The following is a 16863-nucleotide window of genomic DNA, read 5'->3' as shown; positions in this document are numbered from 1 at the left end:
CGAAAACCTGCCGTCAGCCGTCGATCTCCGCGTGCAGGTCGAATTCGGCGAAGGCGGCCGAAACGCTTTCCCGCAACGCGTCTTTGGTGTTCGGCCGGCCGAGCAGATAGGCCGAGATCCTGATGAACATCTTCCCGCCGCCCCGCCCCGAACCCAGGAACAGCTGCCCCCCCATTGCCTCGAGCGTGCTCCTCTTGATGTCCGGTTCGAGGTTCCTCAGGTACGCGTAGTCGGCATCGGTGCCGTCGGGCCGGTTCGCCGCCGGGGACAGGTCACCCACGTTGGAGCAGGTGACCGGCAAGGTGGAGCCGCCGGCCGCCATCCCGGCGACCTTCCGGGCCGCCCACACCGGTGTCAACGCGGCCAGCGGCAGCGGCGCCAGCCACTCGTTGTCGGGGTCCTCCATCGCCGCCAGGATTCCGTGCGTGATCTTGGCTTGCATGTCCGCGAGGTTCGTCGGCGCGTGGCTGGGGTCGACGGTGACGTCGACACTGGTGAGGGCATTTCCACGCGTATCGCCGTCGGTGCGCAACGAGACGAGGAATCGCAGCGTGACCGTCCCGTCGTCCTGAACGCGCCCGACCCGCACCGCGAGCCTGCACGCGATCCCCGCCACCAGCGAGTTGCTGCTCACACCAAGGCTTTTGGCGCGGGCATCCCATTCCGCCAGGTCCACGAAGGCGGTCAGGGCGGGCACATCCACCGTCTGATCGCCATTCGAGGTCCTCGGCGCCGGCGGTGCCGCCTTCATCGACGATCTGAGCTCATGTCGGTCGCGCCGGGCCCGTCGGGCTACGGCGCCCAACGCGTGCGCCACGTCGGGCAGGTCTTTGACGGTCTGCCGCAGGTCCTCGCGCAACGCCCGCCCCAGCGGGCGCGATCCCGCAGGCGGATAACCGAATTCGCGCGTCCTGCCCTCGGCGGCATCCTCGATCGCCTGCCCGAAAGCGATCGCGTCGACGATCGTGTGCGACGCGACCAGGCTCACCGCGGTACCGCCGTCCTGCAGCGGAAGCACCCCGAGATGCCAGGCCGGTCCCCACTCCGGATCGATGGGCAGGCGCGCCCGCTCATCGGCCCAGGCGTTCACGTCGGCGCGCGGCCGCGGCGTCGCGGCGAAATCGATGTCGGCCGGCGCCGGGGCCATGACCCAGCGATCACGCGCGAACGGCAGCGCGGACCGCTCGATCCTGCGCCCCAGCAACCCGCGTCCCAGGTTGCGGTGGAAGCGCCGCAGCCCCTCGACGTCGACGGGACGGTTGTAGATCCACGTGACCTGAATCAACGCGCCGTGCACCGCGCGCAGCGCGAGAAACGCGGCCTGGTCCAGGTACGCGAGCCTATCGTCCACCGGCTCAACGCCATTGGTGCTGACCTGCGCCAACGGAGCGGCGGGCGCCGCGGTGCCGGTGAGCAGCTCGGCGAGGTGGGACGCGAGCGCGGTGGGGCTGGGGTGATCGAGCGCGAGCGTCGCCGGCAAGGCGAGGCCGGTGCGCTGGTTGAGGGTGTTACGCAGCTCCAGTGCGGTCAGCGAGTCGATGCCGAGGTCCTTGAAGGGACGGTCGGGGTCGAGCGCGGCCGGATCGGGGTGGGCCAACACCGCGGCGGTGGTCGCGGTGACCATCGCGGTGAGGGTGTCGAGCCGTTGCCGGGGTGTTTCGGCGGCCAGGCGGGCGGCCAGTGTGCGGGGGCTGGCGGCGGCGGCGCGGGGGCGGATGTGGGTCAGGGCGGACAAAATCGGGTCCAGCGTGTTGTGGCGGGCCTGGCGCGCCAACGCGCCGGTGTTGAGCGGGCTGGCAACAACATTGGGTCGTTGACTCATGAGCACGGCGTCGAAGAGGGCCAGACCTTGCTCGTCGGTGATGGGGGTCAGACCGCTGCCGGCGAGGCGGGTCAGGTCGCTCGTGGTGAGGTGGGCGGTCATGCCGCTGCGGGTTTGCCAATAGCCCCAGGCCACGCTGGTGGCCTCGCGCTGGGTGTGGTGGCGGTGGCGGGCCAGCGCGTCCAGGAATGCGTTGGCGGCCGCGTAGTTGGCCTGCCCCGGGCCGCCCAGTATTCCGGCGGCCGAGGAGAACAACACGAACGCGGCCAGGTCGCGGTCGGCGGTCAGGCGATGCAGGTGCCAGGCGGCGTCGGCCTTGGCGGCCAGGACCGAATCGAGTTGCCGGGGGCTCAGTTCGGTGATCACGGCGTCGTCGAGGACGCCGGCGGCGTGAATGACCGCGGTCAACGGGTGGCCGTCGGCGACGGAGTCGAGGGCCGCGGCCAACTCGGCGGGGTCGCCGGTGTCGCACGCGGTGATGGCGACCTGGGCGCCCAGCCGCGCCAGACGTTGTTGCAGTTCGCCGGCCCCGGGGGCGTCGGGTCCGCTGCGGGACAGCAGGAGCAGGTGCTCGATGCCGTACCGGGTGACCAGATGTTCGGCGAAGAGCGCGCCCAGCGTCCCGGTGCCACCGGTGATCAGCACCGTGCCTTCGGGGTCCGGCACGGCGGGCGGAATCAGGACGATCTTTCCGGTGTGGCGGGCTTGGCTCATGTCGCGGAAGGCTGCTGGGGCGTTCACCATGCCATAGCTCGTGGCGGGCAACGGCTTGAGCGCACCGGCGGCGAACAACTCGGTCAGCGCGGCCCAGGCCGGTCGCAGGGATTCTGGTGGGGCGCTGGACAAGTCGTACACCCGATAGTCGACCCCGGGATGGGACGCGGCGACGTCGGCCGCCATGCGGATGTCGGTCTTGCCGATCTCCACGAAGCTGCCCCCGCGCGGCAGCAGTTGCAGTGAGCCATCGACGAAATCGCCGGCGAGGCTGTTGAGCACGACGTCCATGCCCCGCCCGTCCGTTGCCGTCTTGAAGGTGTCGACGAAATCCAGCGTCCGCGACGACGCGATGCGCCCGGGGTCGACCCCCATCTCGGTGAGCACGCGATGCTTGTCCGGGTGGGCGGTGGCGTAGACCTCGGCGCCGAGGTGGCGCGCGATCTGGATGGCAGCCTGACCGACGCCACCGGCGCCGGCGTGGATGAGCACCCGCTGCCCGGCCGACAGCCCGGCGATCTCGACCAGAGCGATATAGGCGGTCAGATACACGATCGGCGCGGATGCGGCCTGGGTGAACGACCATCCGGTCGGGACGGGCACCACCATCCGCTCGTCGGCGATCGCGGTGGGCGCGAAGGCGTTGTGCGGGAACAGGCCCATGACGGCGTCACCGCGCCGCAACGATGTCCCGGGGGCCGCGTCGATGACCACCCCGGCGGCCTCGCTGCCCAGGCCGTCGTCGGGGATGGCGCCCAACGCCACGACGACGTCGCGGAAGTTCAGTCCTGCCGCGCGGACCTGAACGCGAACCTGCCCCGGCGCCAACGTCTTTGGCGGCTCGGTGGGCAGCAGGGCCAGGTTGGCCAAGTCGCCCTTGCGGGTGATGCCCAGCTGCCAGGTGGGGGCATCCGGCGGGACCAGGGTTCCGGCGCGGGTCAGGCGGGGAATGTGGACGACGCCGTTGCGCAGCGCCAGCTGCGGCTCGCCGGCCGGCCGCGTCGAGGCGACGGTCGACAGTTTCTCCTCGGTCGCGGCCGATTCATCGATGTCGAGCAAAGTAATGCGACCAGGGTGCTCGTTCTGAGCGGTGTGGATCAGCGCCCAGGCGGCGGCATGAGCCAGATCGGGGTCACCGTCATAGGCGCCGACGCTGACCGCGTGGCGGGTGACGATCACCAGATGGCCGTCGGGCCCGGCCAGCCAGCTCTGTAGCCGGGCCAGGACGTGCTGGGTCAGGGCGTGCGCACGCCGCAGCGGATCGGCATCCGCTAGCTCCTCCTCGGCCTGCGACAGCCGCCATATCACCGGGTCCGGGGATTGATCATCCGCGGAACCGGCCAGATCCGGCGCCAACGGCCAGGTCAGCTCGAACAGGCTGTCGGAGAGCCCGGCCATCGGGGTCGGCCGGCCGATCTGGTCGGAGACGGCGCGCATGGTCAACGCGCCGATGGTGATCACCGGTGCGCCGGTGGGGTCGGTGGCGCGCAGCTCAAACGTGTCCTCGCCGGTGCGGGTCAACTGAACGAGCAGCTGGGTGGCCGCGGTGGCATACAGGCTGATACCGGTGAAGGCGTAGGGAATTCGCAGCGAGGCGGGGTCGGCCTCGCCGGTGCGGTCCAGCATCGCGGCCAACGGGTGCAGGGCGGCGTCGAGCAGGGCGGGGTGGATGCCGTAGCCGGCGACATCGGTCCCCGCGGGCAACGCCACTTCGGCATAGACGACGTCGGGCCGGGCGGGGTCGGTGCCGATCCCGCGCACCGACCGGAACAGACCGCCGTAGCGGTAGCCCCGCTCGGCCAGCCCCTCGTAGAAGTCGTCCTGGTCGAGGGCCTCCACGGCCGGTGCCGCGAGAGGGGGCCCGCCGGCGGGCTGGTCGGCGGTCAGCGCGCCGCTGGCGTGCAGCGTCCACGCGTCGGCGTGCCGGCCGCCGGTGCGCGAGTGCACGGTGAACGGGCGCCGCCCGTCCTCGTCGAACGGTTGCACCAGGATCTGCAGGTCGGCGGGCGCCTGCTCCGACAGGGTCAGGGCCGTGTGCAGGACCAGCTCGTCGATCACCGGGCAACCTGCGAACTCGCCGGCCCGCAGGACGACCTCGATGAACCCCGTCGCCGGGAACAGCACGGTGTCGTTGACCCCATGGCCCGCCAGCCAGCCCTGGGTGCCGGTGGACAGCCGCCCGGTGACCATGACCTCGTCCTGGCCGGCCAGCGCGACCACCGCGCCCAGCAGCGGATGTTCGGCTCGGTCCAGGCCGAGTCCGCCGGCGTCGCCGGTCGGGGCCGGGGAAAGCCAGAAGCGGCGGTGTTCGAAGGGGTAGGTGGGCAGGGCGACGGTGTGCGCGTGCGGATACAGCGCCGGCCACGACGGGCTGTGACCGTGGTTGTGCAGCTGCGCCAGCGCGATGGCCAGGCTGTCCTGGTCGGGGCGGTCGCGGTGCAACATGATCACCACCGCCGACTGCGTGCGCCCCGTGGCCTGGGCCAGGGTGTCGGTGATCGCCGGGGCCAGCACCGGGTGCGGGGACAGCTCCACGAATGTGCACTCGCCCGCGGCCAGACGCTCGATGACCCGGTCATGGAACCGCACCGGCTCACGCAGATTCCGATACCAGTAGTCGGCGTCCATCGTGGTGGTGTCCAGCGGATCGGACGAAAGGGCTTGCCCCACTGTGGAATACAGCGCGACGCGGGCGGGCGCCGGAGTAAGGTCGGCCAGCCCGGCCAGCAGCCGCTCCCGTGCCGGTTCGACCTGGGCCGAGTGCGAGGCGTAATCGACCGCGATCTGGCGGATGTGGACTCCGTCGCGCTCGCAGGCCGCGGCGAACTCCTCGAGGGCCGCGGGGTCGCCGCTGATGATGGTGTGTGACGGGCCGTTGATCGCGGCGATGCTCAACGCCGCACCCCACGGTTGCAGGCGTGGCGTGAGTTGCTCGGCGTCCAGCAGGACCGAGGCCATGCCCCCGGTGCCGCGCAAATCGCTGAGCGCCTGGCTGCGCAACGCCACCACCTTGGCCGCCTCGGGCAAGGACAGCACCCCGGCGATGTACGCGGCGGCGATCTCGCCCTGGGAGTGACCGATCACCGCGTCGGGAAGGACGCCGTAGCCGGCCAGCGCCTCGGCCAGCGACACCATCATCGTGAACAGCACCGGCTGGACCACCTCGACGCGGTCCAGCGCCGGGGCGCCCGGGTCCTGTAGCAGCACGTCGCGCACCGACCAGTCGGTGAACGGGCGCAGCGCCTCGTCGCAGGCATCGACGGTGTCGGCGAACACGCGGTGGTGTTCATAGAGCTCGCGACCCATGCCCGGATACTGGGCGCCCTGTCCGGGCAAGACGAACACGGTCTTGCCCCGAAGGTGGGCCAGGTGATGATGCTGGGTCAGTTGCGGGTGGGGTTGGCCGTCACGCAGCGCCTGCAGCGCGTCGAGCAGGTCTTTGCGCGGATCGGCGCTGTCCACCGCGCCGGTGATCACGGCCCGATGCGGGTGATGGGTGCGGGTGGTGCCCAGGCTGTAGGCCACATCGGTGAGATCGAGTTCGGGGTGGCAGACGAGGTGGTGATGCAGCCGGTCGGCCTGCGCGGACAACGCCGCGCCGGTGCGCGCCGACACGGGCCACAACCGCACACCAAACCGGGCATCGGGCTCGGGTGATTCGGGCAGTTCGGCTGCCGGGCCGGGGGATTGTTGGAGGATCAGGTGCGCGTTGGTGCCGCTGATCCCGAACGACGACACCGCCGCGGTGCGCGGATGGCCGGTGTGCGGCCACGCCACCGGCTCGGTGAGCAGCCGCACCGTGCCGGCCGACCAATCCACGTGCGGGCTGGGCCGATCGACGTTCAGCGTCGGCGGCAGGCTGTCGTGGTTGAGAGCCTCGATCATCTTGATCATCCCGGCCACCCCGGCCGCGGCCTGGGTGTGGCCGATGTTCGACTTGATCGAACCCAACCACAACGGGTGCTCTTTGGTGCGAGCGGCGCCGTAGGTGGCGATCAGAGCACCGGCCTCGATCGGGTCGCCCAGCGCGGTGCCGGTGCCGTGCGCCTCCACCACGTCGACTTGGTCGAGCCCGATCCCGGCGTTGGCCGCCGCCTGAGCGATGACGCGTTGTTGCGCGGGCCCGTTCGGGGCGGTCAACCCGTTGGAGGCGCCGTCCTGGTTGATCGCCGATCCCGCGATGACCGCCAATACCGGATGGTTGTTGCGCTCGGCGTCGCTGAGCCTCTCCAGCACCAGCACCGCCGCGCCTTCGCCCCAACCGGTGCCATCGGCGTTGGCCGAGAACGCTTTACAACGGCCGTCGGCGGCCAACCCACGTTGCCGGGCGAACTCGGTGAACACCGAGGGCGTGGTCATCACCGTCGCACCGCCGGCCAGGGCGAGAACCGACTCGCCGTTGCGCAGGGACTGACACGCCAGGTGCGCGGCCACCAACGACGACGAGCACGCCGTGTCGATCGTGATGGCGGGGCCCTGCAACCCCAGCGCGTACGCGACACGGCCGGAGGCCACACTCGTGGACAGACCCGTCAGCGCGTAGCCCTCCACCCCCTCCGAACCGCCCGAACCGTAAGACTGTGACCACGCCCCGACGAACACCCCGGTCTGCGAACCCGCCAGTCCCGCCGGATCAATCCGGGCCGCCTCCAACGCTTCCCAGCACACTTCCAGCAGCAACCGCTGCTGAGGATCCATGGTTTGGGCCTCGCGCGCCGAGATGCCGAAGAAGTCCGCGTCGAAGTCGGCGGCGTCGGCCAGAAACCCCCCCACGCGGGTGTAGGTCTTGCCCACCGCGTCCGGATCGGGATCGAACAGCTCCGCCAGGTTCCAGCCTCGGTCGGCCGGAAAATTCCCCAGCGCCTCGGTGCCGCCGGCCACCAAGTCCCACAACGCCGCCGGCGAATCCACCCCACCCGGGAACCGACAAGCCATGCCCACCACCGCGATCGGCTCGTCGGACTCCACCCGCGAACCCGCCGCCGGAGCCGCCGCAACCGACCCGCTCAGCAGCTGGCCCAGGTGGGCGGCCAACTCGTCCGGCGTCGGGTAATCGAAGGCCAGCGTGGGCGGCAATGCCAGCTCGGTTTCGGTTCTGAGCCGGTCGAGCAATTCGGTGGCCTTAACCGAGTCGAATCCAAGATCCTGGAACGGACACTCGGGGTCGATGTCGTCAGGGCTGGGGTTGCCCAACACCGTTGCCACCTGGCGGCACACCATCCCCAACAGCAGGTCGTGTCGCTGCTGCTGCATGGTGCGCAGGCGTTGGGCCCATCCCGAGTCGGACCCGGGGGCCGCGGCAGTATCTTCGGGCACGCGCCGCTTCGGCCGGCGCATCGCCGCATCCAAGCGGGTGAACGAGCCCTGCTGATACAGCTTCAGACAGTCCCGGCGCCTCACCTTGCCGCTCGTGGTGAGCGGAATCGAATGAGGCGGCACCAGAACGAGATCCGCGACGCTCAAGCCGTGCGTCCTCGCAATCGCCGCGGTGATCTCCCGCCTGGTGGAGGTCAGCTTCCGCATCTCGGCTTCTTCGGAGTCGCCGCCGGGCTTGAGCTCCACGATGGTGACCAGCTGCTCAACGCCGTCGTCGTCGGAAACCGCCACCGCCACGCAGCGGCCTTTGGTGATCTCCTGGATCGTCGCCTCGATGTCGTCGGGAGAATGGTTGCGCCCGTAGACGATCAGGAGATCCTTGATGCGGCCGACGATGAACATCTCGCCGCCGGCGAAGAAGCCCAAGTCCCCGGTCCGCAGCCAGGGCCCTTCGGGTGTGCCGGCCGACGGACCGACGATCTTTGCGCCGAAGACGCGTTCGGTCTCCTCGGGCTTCTGCCAATAGCCGGCGCAGACGTTCTCGCCGATCGTCCAGATCTCGCCGACCGTTCCCTCCGGGCACTCGATGCTCGTCTCGGGGTCGACGATGCGCACGATCGGCCACTTGGGTGTGCCGTAGCTGACCAGCGGGATGCCTTCCCCGTCCGCGCACCGCTCCGCATGGCCGTCGGTCATCTGCTCCGACTCGAAACACACGGTTACCGGCGGGTGACCGGCTTCGCGGGTCGCCACCACGAGCGTGGCCTCCGCGAGCCCGTAGGACGGACGCAGCGCCTCGGGGCGGAAGTTGAAGCGGGCAAAGCGGTCGGCAAAGCGCCACAGCGTCGGGGGGTTCACGCGTTCGGCGCCATTGAGGATGGTGTGGACGCCTCCCAGGTCGAGCCCGGCCAGGTCGTCGTCCGACGTCTTGCGCGTCGCGAGTTCGAAGGCGATGTTGGGCGCTGCCGAGAAGGCGTGCGGGTTGCTCGCCAGCATCTGCATCCACCGCGCCGGCCGCTGCAGGAACGCCGGCGGGCTGGTGAGCACCGTGGGGAATCCCCACAGCACCGGGAACGCGATGCCCAGGATCAACCCCATGTCGTGGAACAACGGCAGCCACGACACCACCGTGGTGTCGGGCGGCGCCATCCCCCCGTCCGCCTCGTAGTACATCGCCATGATCTGCTCGCAGTTGACCCGAATGTTCTTGTGCGAGACCACAACTCCCGCAGGGGTGCGGGTCGACCCGGAGGTGTACTGCAGGTGCGCAATGCCGGTCAGGCTGTCGTTGTCGTCGGCGGTTGCTCGCTGCGCGTCGAGGTCAAGCAGGTCGACCGCGATGAGCGACGGCGCGCTCTCCCCGGGCTCGCCCTGCGCGTACTCGGCGAGGGCGCCGACGGCAGCGGATGCCGTCAGGATCGTCGACGGCGACGCGTCGCGGAGGACGGCGCTGACACGCTCGTCGCTGGCGCCCCCCACCGGCATCGACAGCGGAACGGCGACCTGGCCGGCCTGCAACGCGCCCAGAAACCCGACGACATACTCGAGTCCTTGCGGCGCCAGAATCACGGCGCGGTCCCCGGTTGACCCGCGAGCCCTGAGCTCGTCGGCGAGGTTCAGCGTCCGCCGATACAGCTGCGACCACGTCAGGCTGTGCGCGACACCGTCCCCGTCGTGCTCGTAATCGACGTAAGTGAACGCTGTCTCGTCGGGCCGCACGCCGGCATGGTGCCGCAGCGCCGCGGGGATGGAAGACTCAACCACAGCGCTTGACGATACCCATGAACCGGCAGGGCGTCGGCGAAACCGGCGCAGCCAGGCACCGGCCGCCACCGGCCGGCGGGGGCCGGCGCCGAGCACGGGCGTTTTCAGAGCGTTGGGCTCGGTGACGAGGGTGCGTTCAATCGGCGTCAAACACGTTGCGGTACAAGGGTCCTTGCGGACGCGGACGGCGCCTACCGGTCGGGCAGGTGGAGCCTGATGACTTCGATCAGGTGGCGCCCGACATCGTCGAGTGCGGCCGTCGACTGGGTCGCCAGCGCAAGGATGACCGCGCCTTCGATGGCGGCGACGGTGAGCGTCGCCAACGAGCGCGCACTGGCGGGAGCGGCGCCGGCGCTGACCAGCCGCTCGGCGAGGATCGCCCGCCACCCGTCGACGGCCTCGCGAGCCGCCTCCGCGGCCGCCGGCGCCTCCGACCGGCCGAGGATCGCGGCGACGATGGGGCAGCCCGCCTCCAGCTGCGTCGCCGTCAGCTGGGCCTTCCACTCGTCGATGAAGCTCTGGACCGTCTGCGCGGGATCGCCCCCCTCGTCCGCCGACCCGATCACCGTGGTCAACTCCCGTCCCGCCAGGCGGGTGGCTTCAGCGATCAGTTCGGCTTTGCCGCCGGGAAAGTTCAGGTAAACGGTTCTGCGCGCGACGCCGCTGTCCTCCAAGAGCGCATTGAGGCCCGTACCGGCGACACCTCGCCGTCGCACCAATCCCGTGACACTCGCGATGAGGGCGTCTCGCGCGGACATGGTCGCCACCTTCCGGCTTAGCACAGCTGTTCGCTTGTACTATACCGATCGGTCTACTAACCTGCTGGGAAGCACCCCGACTTTTGGAGACCGCCATGACGAGCACCAACCCGGACAAAACGCTGCGAAAGTTCCGCCGAGAGCGCGCGCTCGGACGCTATCTGCTCAATCCGGCGGTGAAGGGGTTGAGCAGATTGGGGGTGCGCACCGCCTTGGCCACCGAGCTCGAGACGATCGGCCGCAAGACGGGACAGCCACGCCGGGTCCCCGTGTCGGCCCAATTCGACAACGACGGGGCGTGGGTGATCTGCCAGCACGGCATGCGCTCCGGTTGGGGCAGAAATATCGCCGACAACGCCAATGTCCGTGTGCGACAGGGCGGTCGGTGGCGCACCGGGGTCGCGACATTCAGGCCGGACGACGACGTCGTCGCGCGGGGCCGCAAGTTCGGGCGACTGGGGGCCACGATGGTGAGGGCGCTGGAGACGGCTCCCGTGTCGGTTCGAATCGACTTCACCGACTAGGAGCCGGCCGCGTACTGCCAAACCGCGGCCCCGCCTGAGGACGTCGACGGGTTGCACCACATGGTGCGGCCGGCCGCGTCGCGGGTGCTGGCGTTGCGGTCCGAGCACAACTGGCCCGCGGACGGAGTGCTGATGTAGGCGGCACCCATCCCGAGCGCGATGAGCACGGCCGTAACGGAAGAGACCATCGCCAGCCGGAGGTATCCGAGTTTCCTGTTCGCCTTCTGCTCCGCCGCGGTGCGCATGGGTCCCTCCTCCTGTCGGATGCGTCGTGGGTCGCCTCGAGCCTCAGCGGGCGGGCTGGAGGGATCCTCAACGGATTCTTGGCGGGCATCCGCGCTGGTGAGCAAGCCAAGTACCTTAGGTAGCCATGAACCAGCCCGATCCCGTCCTGTTCAGCGTCGACGCTCACGTCGCGCTGATCACCGTGAACGATCCCGACCGGCGCAATGCCCTGACCGACGAGATGTCGACGCTGCTGCGGTCCGCCGTGGAGCGGGCCGAGGCCGATCACGACGTGCACGCCGTCGTGGTCACCGGCGCCGGCAAGGCGTTTTGCGCCGGGGCCGACCTCAGCGCCTTGGGCGCCGCCGGCGGCGGGTCCGCCGAGGCGGGGCTGCGGCGGCTCTATGACGGCTTCATGGCCGTCGGCAATTGCCGGTTGCCCACGATCGCCGCGGTCAACGGCGCCGCCGTCGGCGCGGGCCTGAACCTCGCGCTGGCCGCCGACGTCCGCATCGCCGGGCCCGGCGCGCTGTTCGACGCCCGGTTCCAGAAGCTCGGGCTGCATCCGGGCGGCGGCGCGACCTGGATGCTGCAGCGCGCGGTCGGCCCGCAGGTGGCGCGGGCGGCGTTGCTGTTCGGGATGCGCTTCGACGCCGAATCCGCTGTGCGGCACGGCCTGGCGCTGAGCGTCGCGGACGACCCGGTCGCGGCGGCCCTGGAGCTGGCCGCGGGTCCCGCGGCGGCCCCCCGGGAGGTGGTGCTGGCGACCAAAGCGACCATGCGCGCCACGATCAGCCCGGGGGCGCTGGACAGCGAGCAGCACGACCTCGCCATGCGCACCGAGCTCGGCCCCCAGGCGTCCTCCATCCAATCGCCGGAATTCGCAAGCAGATTGGCCGCGGCGCGACGCAAATAGGCGGGCCGGAGCGCGCGACACATAAATTACGCACACGACACGCCGGCGCGCATCGCACTGGCTTACATCTCGGGGAAACCGACGACGCTACAGGTCAAGCACGGCGGTCTCGGGAGACTCAATGAGATCCCTCAGCCCGCAGAGGAACCGCGCCACCTGAGCGCCATCGGCGACGCGGTGGTCGAACACGCACGCCAGCGCCATCGTCGACCGGACGGCAACCTCACCGCCGACGACCACCGCGCGCGGCCTGATCGCCCCCATGCCCAGGATCGCCGCTTCGGGGTGGTTGATCACCGGCACGCCGTCGTCGACGCCAAGGGCCCCGAAGTTCGACACCGTGAAGGTCGAGCCCGTCAGCTCGGCGGGCGTCAGGGTGCCCTCCCGCGCACCCCTGATCAATTCCGCCGTCCGGCCGGCCAACTCGCGCGTCGTCATCTTCTGGGCGTCGGCGATCACCGGGACCAGCAGCCCGCGCTCGGTGGCCACGCCGAACGCCAGATGCACCGCCCGATGGACGTGCACCCGTGGTCCTTCGGGCGAGTCGACCCAGGTCGAATTGAGAATCGTGTTGTGGCGCAGGGCGATAACGAGCAGCCGCAGCGTCAGCGCGAACGGCGTGACCTCGGGATCGCCAGCCCGGTCGCCGAGCCGCAGCAGCGCCGTGCAATCCACCTCGACGCCGGCTTTCGCCGCGGGAATCTCCCTGTGCGACAACGCCATCTTCTCCGCCATCCGGGCCTGCACGCCGCGGACCGGCCGAACGTCGTCTCCCGCCCCGTGGGCGGCCGCGAGCACGTCTGCACGGGTGATCAACTCACCCGCGTCACGCCGCAGCGAGGCGAGATCGACCGAAAGCTCCTTGGCCAGCTTGCGCACCGGCGGGGCGGCCAGCGGCCGGCCGGTCCGCCGGCTGGCGTCGATGCCCGCGTCGGCGCCGTAGCCGACCAGCGTCGGCGCCGCGGCCTGGCCGGGTGCGGTGTCGATCCGGACCAGCACCGCGCCGACCTTGAGCACGTCGCCTTCGGCGCCATTGGTTTCCACGATTCGCCCGGCGTAGGGGCTCGGGATCTCGACCTCGGCCTTGGCGGTCTCCACCGAACACAACACCTGGTTGAGTTCGACGTCGGCCCCGACCTCGACGTACCAGCACGACACGGTCACCTCTTCGAGTCCCTCGCCGAGATCGGGAACCCGGAAGGCCTCAACCCGGTGATCGGTGCTCACGGCAGGCTCAGCGCGCGCTCGACGCAGTCCAGCAGCCGGTCGGGGCCCGGCAACCACAAGCCCTCCAACCGTGCCGGCGGGTAAGGCGTGTCAAAACCGCAGGCGCGCAACACCGGCGCCTCCAGCTCGTAGAACATCTCCTCCTGGATCCGCGCGGCCAGCCCCGCCCCGTAGCCCAGGCTGCGCGGCCCCTCGTGCAACACCACGCAGCGCCCGGTCCGGTGGATCGAGGCTGCGACGGTGTCGAAATCCAGCGGAACCAGCGACCGCAGGTCGATCACCTCGAGGCTCCAATCGCGCCGGCGCTGAGCATCTTCCGCGGTGGCCACCGCGGTGTTCACCAGGCTGCCGTAGGTCACGACGGTGACGTCACGGCCGGGCCGGCGCACCACGGCCCGCCCGATCGGCGGTTCGGGCCGGCCGGTGTCGACAGAGCCGCGGCCCTGGTAGCGCCGCTTGGGCTCCAGGTACATCACCGGGTCGGGGCAGGCGATGGAGTGGCGAAGCAGCCAATAGGCGTCGGCCGGGTTGGACGGCACCACCACCTTCAACCCGGCGGTGTGCGCCCAATAGGACTCGGTGGAATCCGAATGGTGCTCGGCCGCACCGATCCCGCCAAACGACGGGATGCGGACGGTGACCGGCATGTTGACCTCGCCGCGGGTGCGGGTGCGGTACTTCGCCAGATGGCTGACCACCTGGTCGAAGGCCGGGTAGGAGAATCCGTCGAATTGGATCTCCGGCACCGGCACGAAGCCGCGCAGCGCCAGGCCGATCGCGATGCCGACGATCGCGGACTCGGCCAGCGGCGTGTCGAAACACCTTGCTTCACCAAATGTTTCGGCCAGCCCCTCGGTGACCCGGAACACCCCGCCCTCGACCGAGACGTCCTCGCCGAACACCAGGACCCGATCGTCGGCGGCCATCGCGTCGCGCAGCGCGCGGTTGAGCGCCTGCACCATGGTCAACGGTGGCGCGCCGAGCGCGACGCCGGCCGGGGAGTCGGCGAGCTGGGTCATTCGAGCCTCCCCAGCTCGGCCCGCAGCTGTTGGCGCTGCGCCTGCAGTCCCGGCGTGATCTCGGCGTACACCGTGGTGAACACGTCGTCGACGTCGAAGTCGGGCGCATCGAACACCGCGTCGCGCAGTTCGGTTCGCATGCGCTTCGCCCGGGCGGCGACCCGCTCGTCCAGGCGTTCCGACCACAGCCCCTGACACCGAAGGTAGTTGCGGTAGCGCGGGATCGGGTCCAGTGCCGCCCACCGGTCCACCTCGTCCTGTGTCCGGTAGCGACTCGGATCGTCGGAGGTGGTGTGCGGGCCGAGCCGGTAGGTGACCGCCTCGATCAACGTCGGGCCGCCACCTGCCCGGGCGCGGGCGGCGGCCTCGGCCGTCACCGCGTAGCACGCCAGCACGTCGTTGCCGTCCACCCGGATTCCGGGCATCCCGTAGCCGATCGCCTTGTGCGCGATGGACGGCGCGGCGGTCTGTTTGGACACCGGCACCGAGATCGCCCATTGGTTGTTCTGCACGTAAAACACGCACGGCGCGACGAAGACTGCCGCGAAGTTCAGCGCCTCGTGCACGTCGCCCTCGCTGGTTGCGCCGTCGCCCAGGAACGCCACCGTCACCGAATCCTCGCCCAGGCGTTGCGCGGCCATCGCCGCGCCGACGGCGTGCAGGGTCTGGGTGCCGATCGGAATCGACATCGGGGCGCAGCATTTCCTGGTGAATTCCAGCCCGCCGTGCCACGTTCCGCGCCACGCCGCGCCGACGTGTCCGGGCGGGATGCCGCGCACCAGATACGCGCCGAGTTCGCGGTACTGGGGAAACAGCCAGTCGGTCTTGCGCAGGCAGGCCGCGGCGCCGACCTGCGCGGCCTCCTGGCCACGGCACGACGCGAACAGCGCCAGTTGCCCCTGGCGCTTCAGGTTGACGAATTCGGTGTCCAGCTCACGGGTGACCACCATCATCTCGTAGAGCCAGCACAGAGTTTCCGGCGGAAGGTCGCGGCCGTAGCGGTTTTCGGGCGTCGGCGTGCGGTCGGAGGCGACGAGTTGCACCGGCTCGAGGTCGACGGTCATCGGCGTCTGAGTCACATCCGCCATGCCGCCTCCTTGGCGCCCGCCAGCTACCCGGAAGCCTCCGCTCGACGCGAGACTGGCGTATTCCCCATTATGCGCCCAAATGCGAAGACGCCGCGTTGATCACGGTCGAGGCGACAGCGTGTCGCTTTAGCCGGACGCGGGCTGCTCCCCCGCCCGCCGCAGCAACATCGCGGCGTGCTTGAGCACCGGCGAGTCGACCATCTGCCCTTCGAACGCGAACACCCCGCGTTCCGACCGCGCCGCCGCCAGCACCCGGCGCGCCCAGTCCAGCTTCTCCTCGCTGGGGCGATAGGCCTCGCGGACGACGGGTATCTGGGTCGGGTGGATGCAGACGGTGCCGTCGAACCCCACGGCGACGGCGTCGTCGGCCTCGGCCCGCAGGCCGTCGATGTCGCGGATGTCCAGGTGCACGGCGTCCAGCGCAATCCGGCCGAAGGCGGACGCCGCCAGCAGGGTCGCGGACCGGACGTGGCGGGCGACGTCGCGGTAGGTGCCGTCGGCCAGCCGGCTGGAGCTGCCGCCGAGCGTGGCGACCAGGTCCTCGGCGCCCCACATCAGGGCCGCGGTGCCCTGCGCGGCGGCGATCTCGGAGACGAAGACCGCGCTCCGCGGGGTCTCGATCAGCGCGACCACGTCGCGTGGCGCGAGCGCGGTCACCTGCGCGGCGGATTCGGTTTTGGAGAGCATCACCGTCGTGTAGGCGGTGTCGGCCAGGGCGTCCAGGTCGCGGGCGTGCTCGTCGGTGTCCGCGGCGTTGATGCGCACCACGGTGCGCGCGGGATCCAGCGGGGTCTCCCGCAGCGCCTTGCGGGCGGCGGGCTTGTCCGCCTCCGCCACGCCGTCCTCGAGGTCGAGGATCACCACGTCGGCAGCCGCGGCGGCCTTGGCGAAACGCTCCGGGCGGTCGGCCGGGCAGAATAGCCAGCCGGGTCCGACGTCACGCAGATCCATTACGACTCCTCGGTGTCTGGCCGCTTCTGCACCAGCGTGGTCCGCACCGCGCGCGCCACCACGTCGCCGTTCTGGTTGCGGCCGGTGTGCTCCAGGGTGACGATGCCTTCTCCCGGCCGGCTCTTCGACTCGCGCTTGCCCGTGCACACGGTCTCCGCGTACAGGGTGTCGCCGTGGAAGACCGGCTTGGGGAACGACACCTCGGAGAAGCCGAGGTTGGCGACGATGGTGCCGAGGGTCAGCTGCGTCACCGAGAGCCCCACCAGCGTGGAGAGGGTGAACATCGAGTTCACCAGCCGCTCGCCCCGAAACCCGGGCTGCTCGGCGGCCCAGGCCGCATCGAGGTGCAGCGACTGGCTGTTCATCGTCAGCGTGGTGAACAGCACGTTGTCGGCCTCGGTGACGGTGCGGCCGGGCCGGTGCAGGTAGGTCGTGCCGACCTCGAACTCCTCAAACCACAAGCCCCGCTGGACAATCGACTTGCCGTCCGTCATGGGCGCCACTCCTCGATCCCGGCTACGCCGGCATTATCGTCGCCG

Annotated in this window: 10 protein-coding genes; 2 read left to right on the top strand and 8 right to left on the bottom strand. The window is 70.3% G+C overall.

Features of this window, described 5'->3' with window-relative positions; all coding sequences use genetic code 11:
• Positions 1–13: 13 nt before the first annotated feature.
• Together A5696_RS08275 and A5696_RS08270 are read right to left on the bottom strand one after the other, a co-directional pair.
• On the bottom strand, positions 14–9616 hold the full coding sequence (locus A5696_RS08275) for a type I polyketide synthase (RefSeq protein WP_067876185.1): 9603 nt from the start codon (positions 9614–9616) through the stop codon (positions 14–16).
• A gap of 191 nt (positions 9617–9807) precedes the next feature.
• The gene (locus A5696_RS08270; RefSeq protein ID WP_067876612.1) at positions 9808–10374 is read right to left on the bottom strand and encodes a TetR/AcrR family transcriptional regulator; all 567 of its coding nucleotides are present in this window, start codon (positions 10372–10374) and stop codon (positions 9808–9810) included.
• Positions 10375–10469: 95 nt separating this feature from the next.
• Between A5696_RS08270 and A5696_RS08265 the strand changes: the two genes are divergently transcribed.
• Positions 10470–10898, top strand: a complete 429-nt coding sequence (locus tag A5696_RS08265; RefSeq protein WP_067876608.1) for a nitroreductase family deazaflavin-dependent oxidoreductase — start codon at positions 10470–10472, stop codon at positions 10896–10898.
• On the opposite strand, the gene A5696_RS08260 is transcribed toward A5696_RS08265, so the two are convergent.
• Positions 10895–11143, bottom strand: a complete 249-nt coding sequence (locus A5696_RS08260) for a hypothetical protein (protein WP_067876182.1) — start codon at positions 11141–11143, stop codon at positions 10895–10897. The genes A5696_RS08265 and A5696_RS08260 overlap by 4 nt on opposite strands.
• A gap of 125 nt (positions 11144–11268) precedes the next feature.
• Between A5696_RS08260 and A5696_RS08255 the strand changes: the two genes are divergently transcribed.
• Positions 11269–12039, top strand: coding sequence for an enoyl-CoA hydratase (locus A5696_RS08255; protein ID WP_067876179.1), 771 nt, complete (start codon positions 11269–11271; stop codon positions 12037–12039).
• 87 nt (positions 12040–12126) lie between these two features.
• Here the strand turns inward: A5696_RS08255 and A5696_RS08250 are convergent, their stop codons facing one another.
• The 5 genes from A5696_RS08250 to A5696_RS08230 all read right to left on the bottom strand — a co-directional run bounded on the left by A5696_RS08250 (position 12127) and on the right by A5696_RS08230 (position 16818).
• Positions 12127–13266 carry a dihydrolipoamide acetyltransferase family protein gene (locus A5696_RS08250; protein WP_067876176.1) on the bottom strand — a complete coding sequence of 380 codons (1140 nt, stop codon included), beginning with the start codon at positions 13264–13266 and terminating at the stop codon, positions 12127–12129.
• The gene (gene bkdB, locus A5696_RS08245; RefSeq protein WP_067876174.1) at positions 13263–14285 is read right to left on the bottom strand and encodes a 3-methyl-2-oxobutanoate dehydrogenase subunit beta; all 1023 of its coding nucleotides are present in this window, start codon (positions 14283–14285) and stop codon (positions 13263–13265) included. Before bkdB ends, A5696_RS08250 begins: the two co-directional genes overlap by 4 nt.
• Complete coding sequence (pdhA, locus tag A5696_RS08240; protein WP_067876172.1) at positions 14282–15373, bottom strand: pyruvate dehydrogenase (acetyl-transferring) E1 component subunit alpha; 1092 nt, start codon at positions 15371–15373, stop codon at positions 14282–14284. Before pdhA ends, bkdB begins: the two co-directional genes overlap by 4 nt.
• Positions 15374–15499: 126 nt before the next feature.
• On the bottom strand, positions 15500–16324 hold the full coding sequence (locus tag A5696_RS08235) for a CoA ester lyase (protein ID WP_067876169.1): 825 nt from the start codon (positions 16322–16324) through the stop codon (positions 15500–15502).
• Complete coding sequence (locus A5696_RS08230) at positions 16324–16818, bottom strand: MaoC family dehydratase (RefSeq protein ID WP_067876166.1); 495 nt, start codon at positions 16816–16818, stop codon at positions 16324–16326. Before A5696_RS08230 ends, A5696_RS08235 begins: the two co-directional genes overlap by 1 nt.
• Positions 16819–16863 lie beyond the last annotated feature (45 nt).

Origin of the sequence: Mycobacterium sp. E2699 (assembly GCF_001666745.1) — a bacterium.
GTDB lineage: Bacteria > Actinomycetota > Actinomycetes > Mycobacteriales > Mycobacteriaceae > Mycobacterium.
Note: the sequence above shows the minus strand (reverse complement) of the source record. Positions and strands in the feature narration are given on the sequence as shown.

Bases quoted from the DNA above. Each gene is read 5' to 3' on its own strand.
- A5696_RS08270 (WP_067876612.1), bottom strand. From the start codon at position 10,374: ATGTCCGCGCGAGACGCCCTCATCGCGAGTGTCACGGGATTGGTGCGA.
- A5696_RS08265 (WP_067876608.1), top strand. From the start codon at position 10,470: ATGACGAGCACCAACCCGGACAAAACGCTGCGAAAGTTCCGCCGAGAG.
- A5696_RS08260 (WP_067876182.1), bottom strand. From the start codon at position 11,143: ATGCGCACCGCGGCGGAGCAGAAGGCGAACAGGAAACTCGGATACCTC.
- A5696_RS08255 (WP_067876179.1), top strand. From the start codon at position 11,269: ATGAACCAGCCCGATCCCGTCCTGTTCAGCGTCGACGCTCACGTCGCG.
- bkdB (WP_067876174.1), bottom strand. From the start codon at position 14,285: ATGACCCAGCTCGCCGACTCCCCGGCCGGCGTCGCGCTCGGCGCGCCA.
- pdhA (WP_067876172.1), bottom strand. From the start codon at position 15,373: ATGGCGGATGTGACTCAGACGCCGATGACCGTCGACCTCGAGCCGGTG.
- A5696_RS08235 (WP_067876169.1), bottom strand. From the start codon at position 16,324: ATGGATCTGCGTGACGTCGGACCCGGCTGGCTATTCTGCCCGGCCGAC.
- A5696_RS08230 (WP_067876166.1), bottom strand. From the start codon at position 16,818: ATGACGGACGGCAAGTCGATTGTCCAGCGGGGCTTGTGGTTTGAGGAG.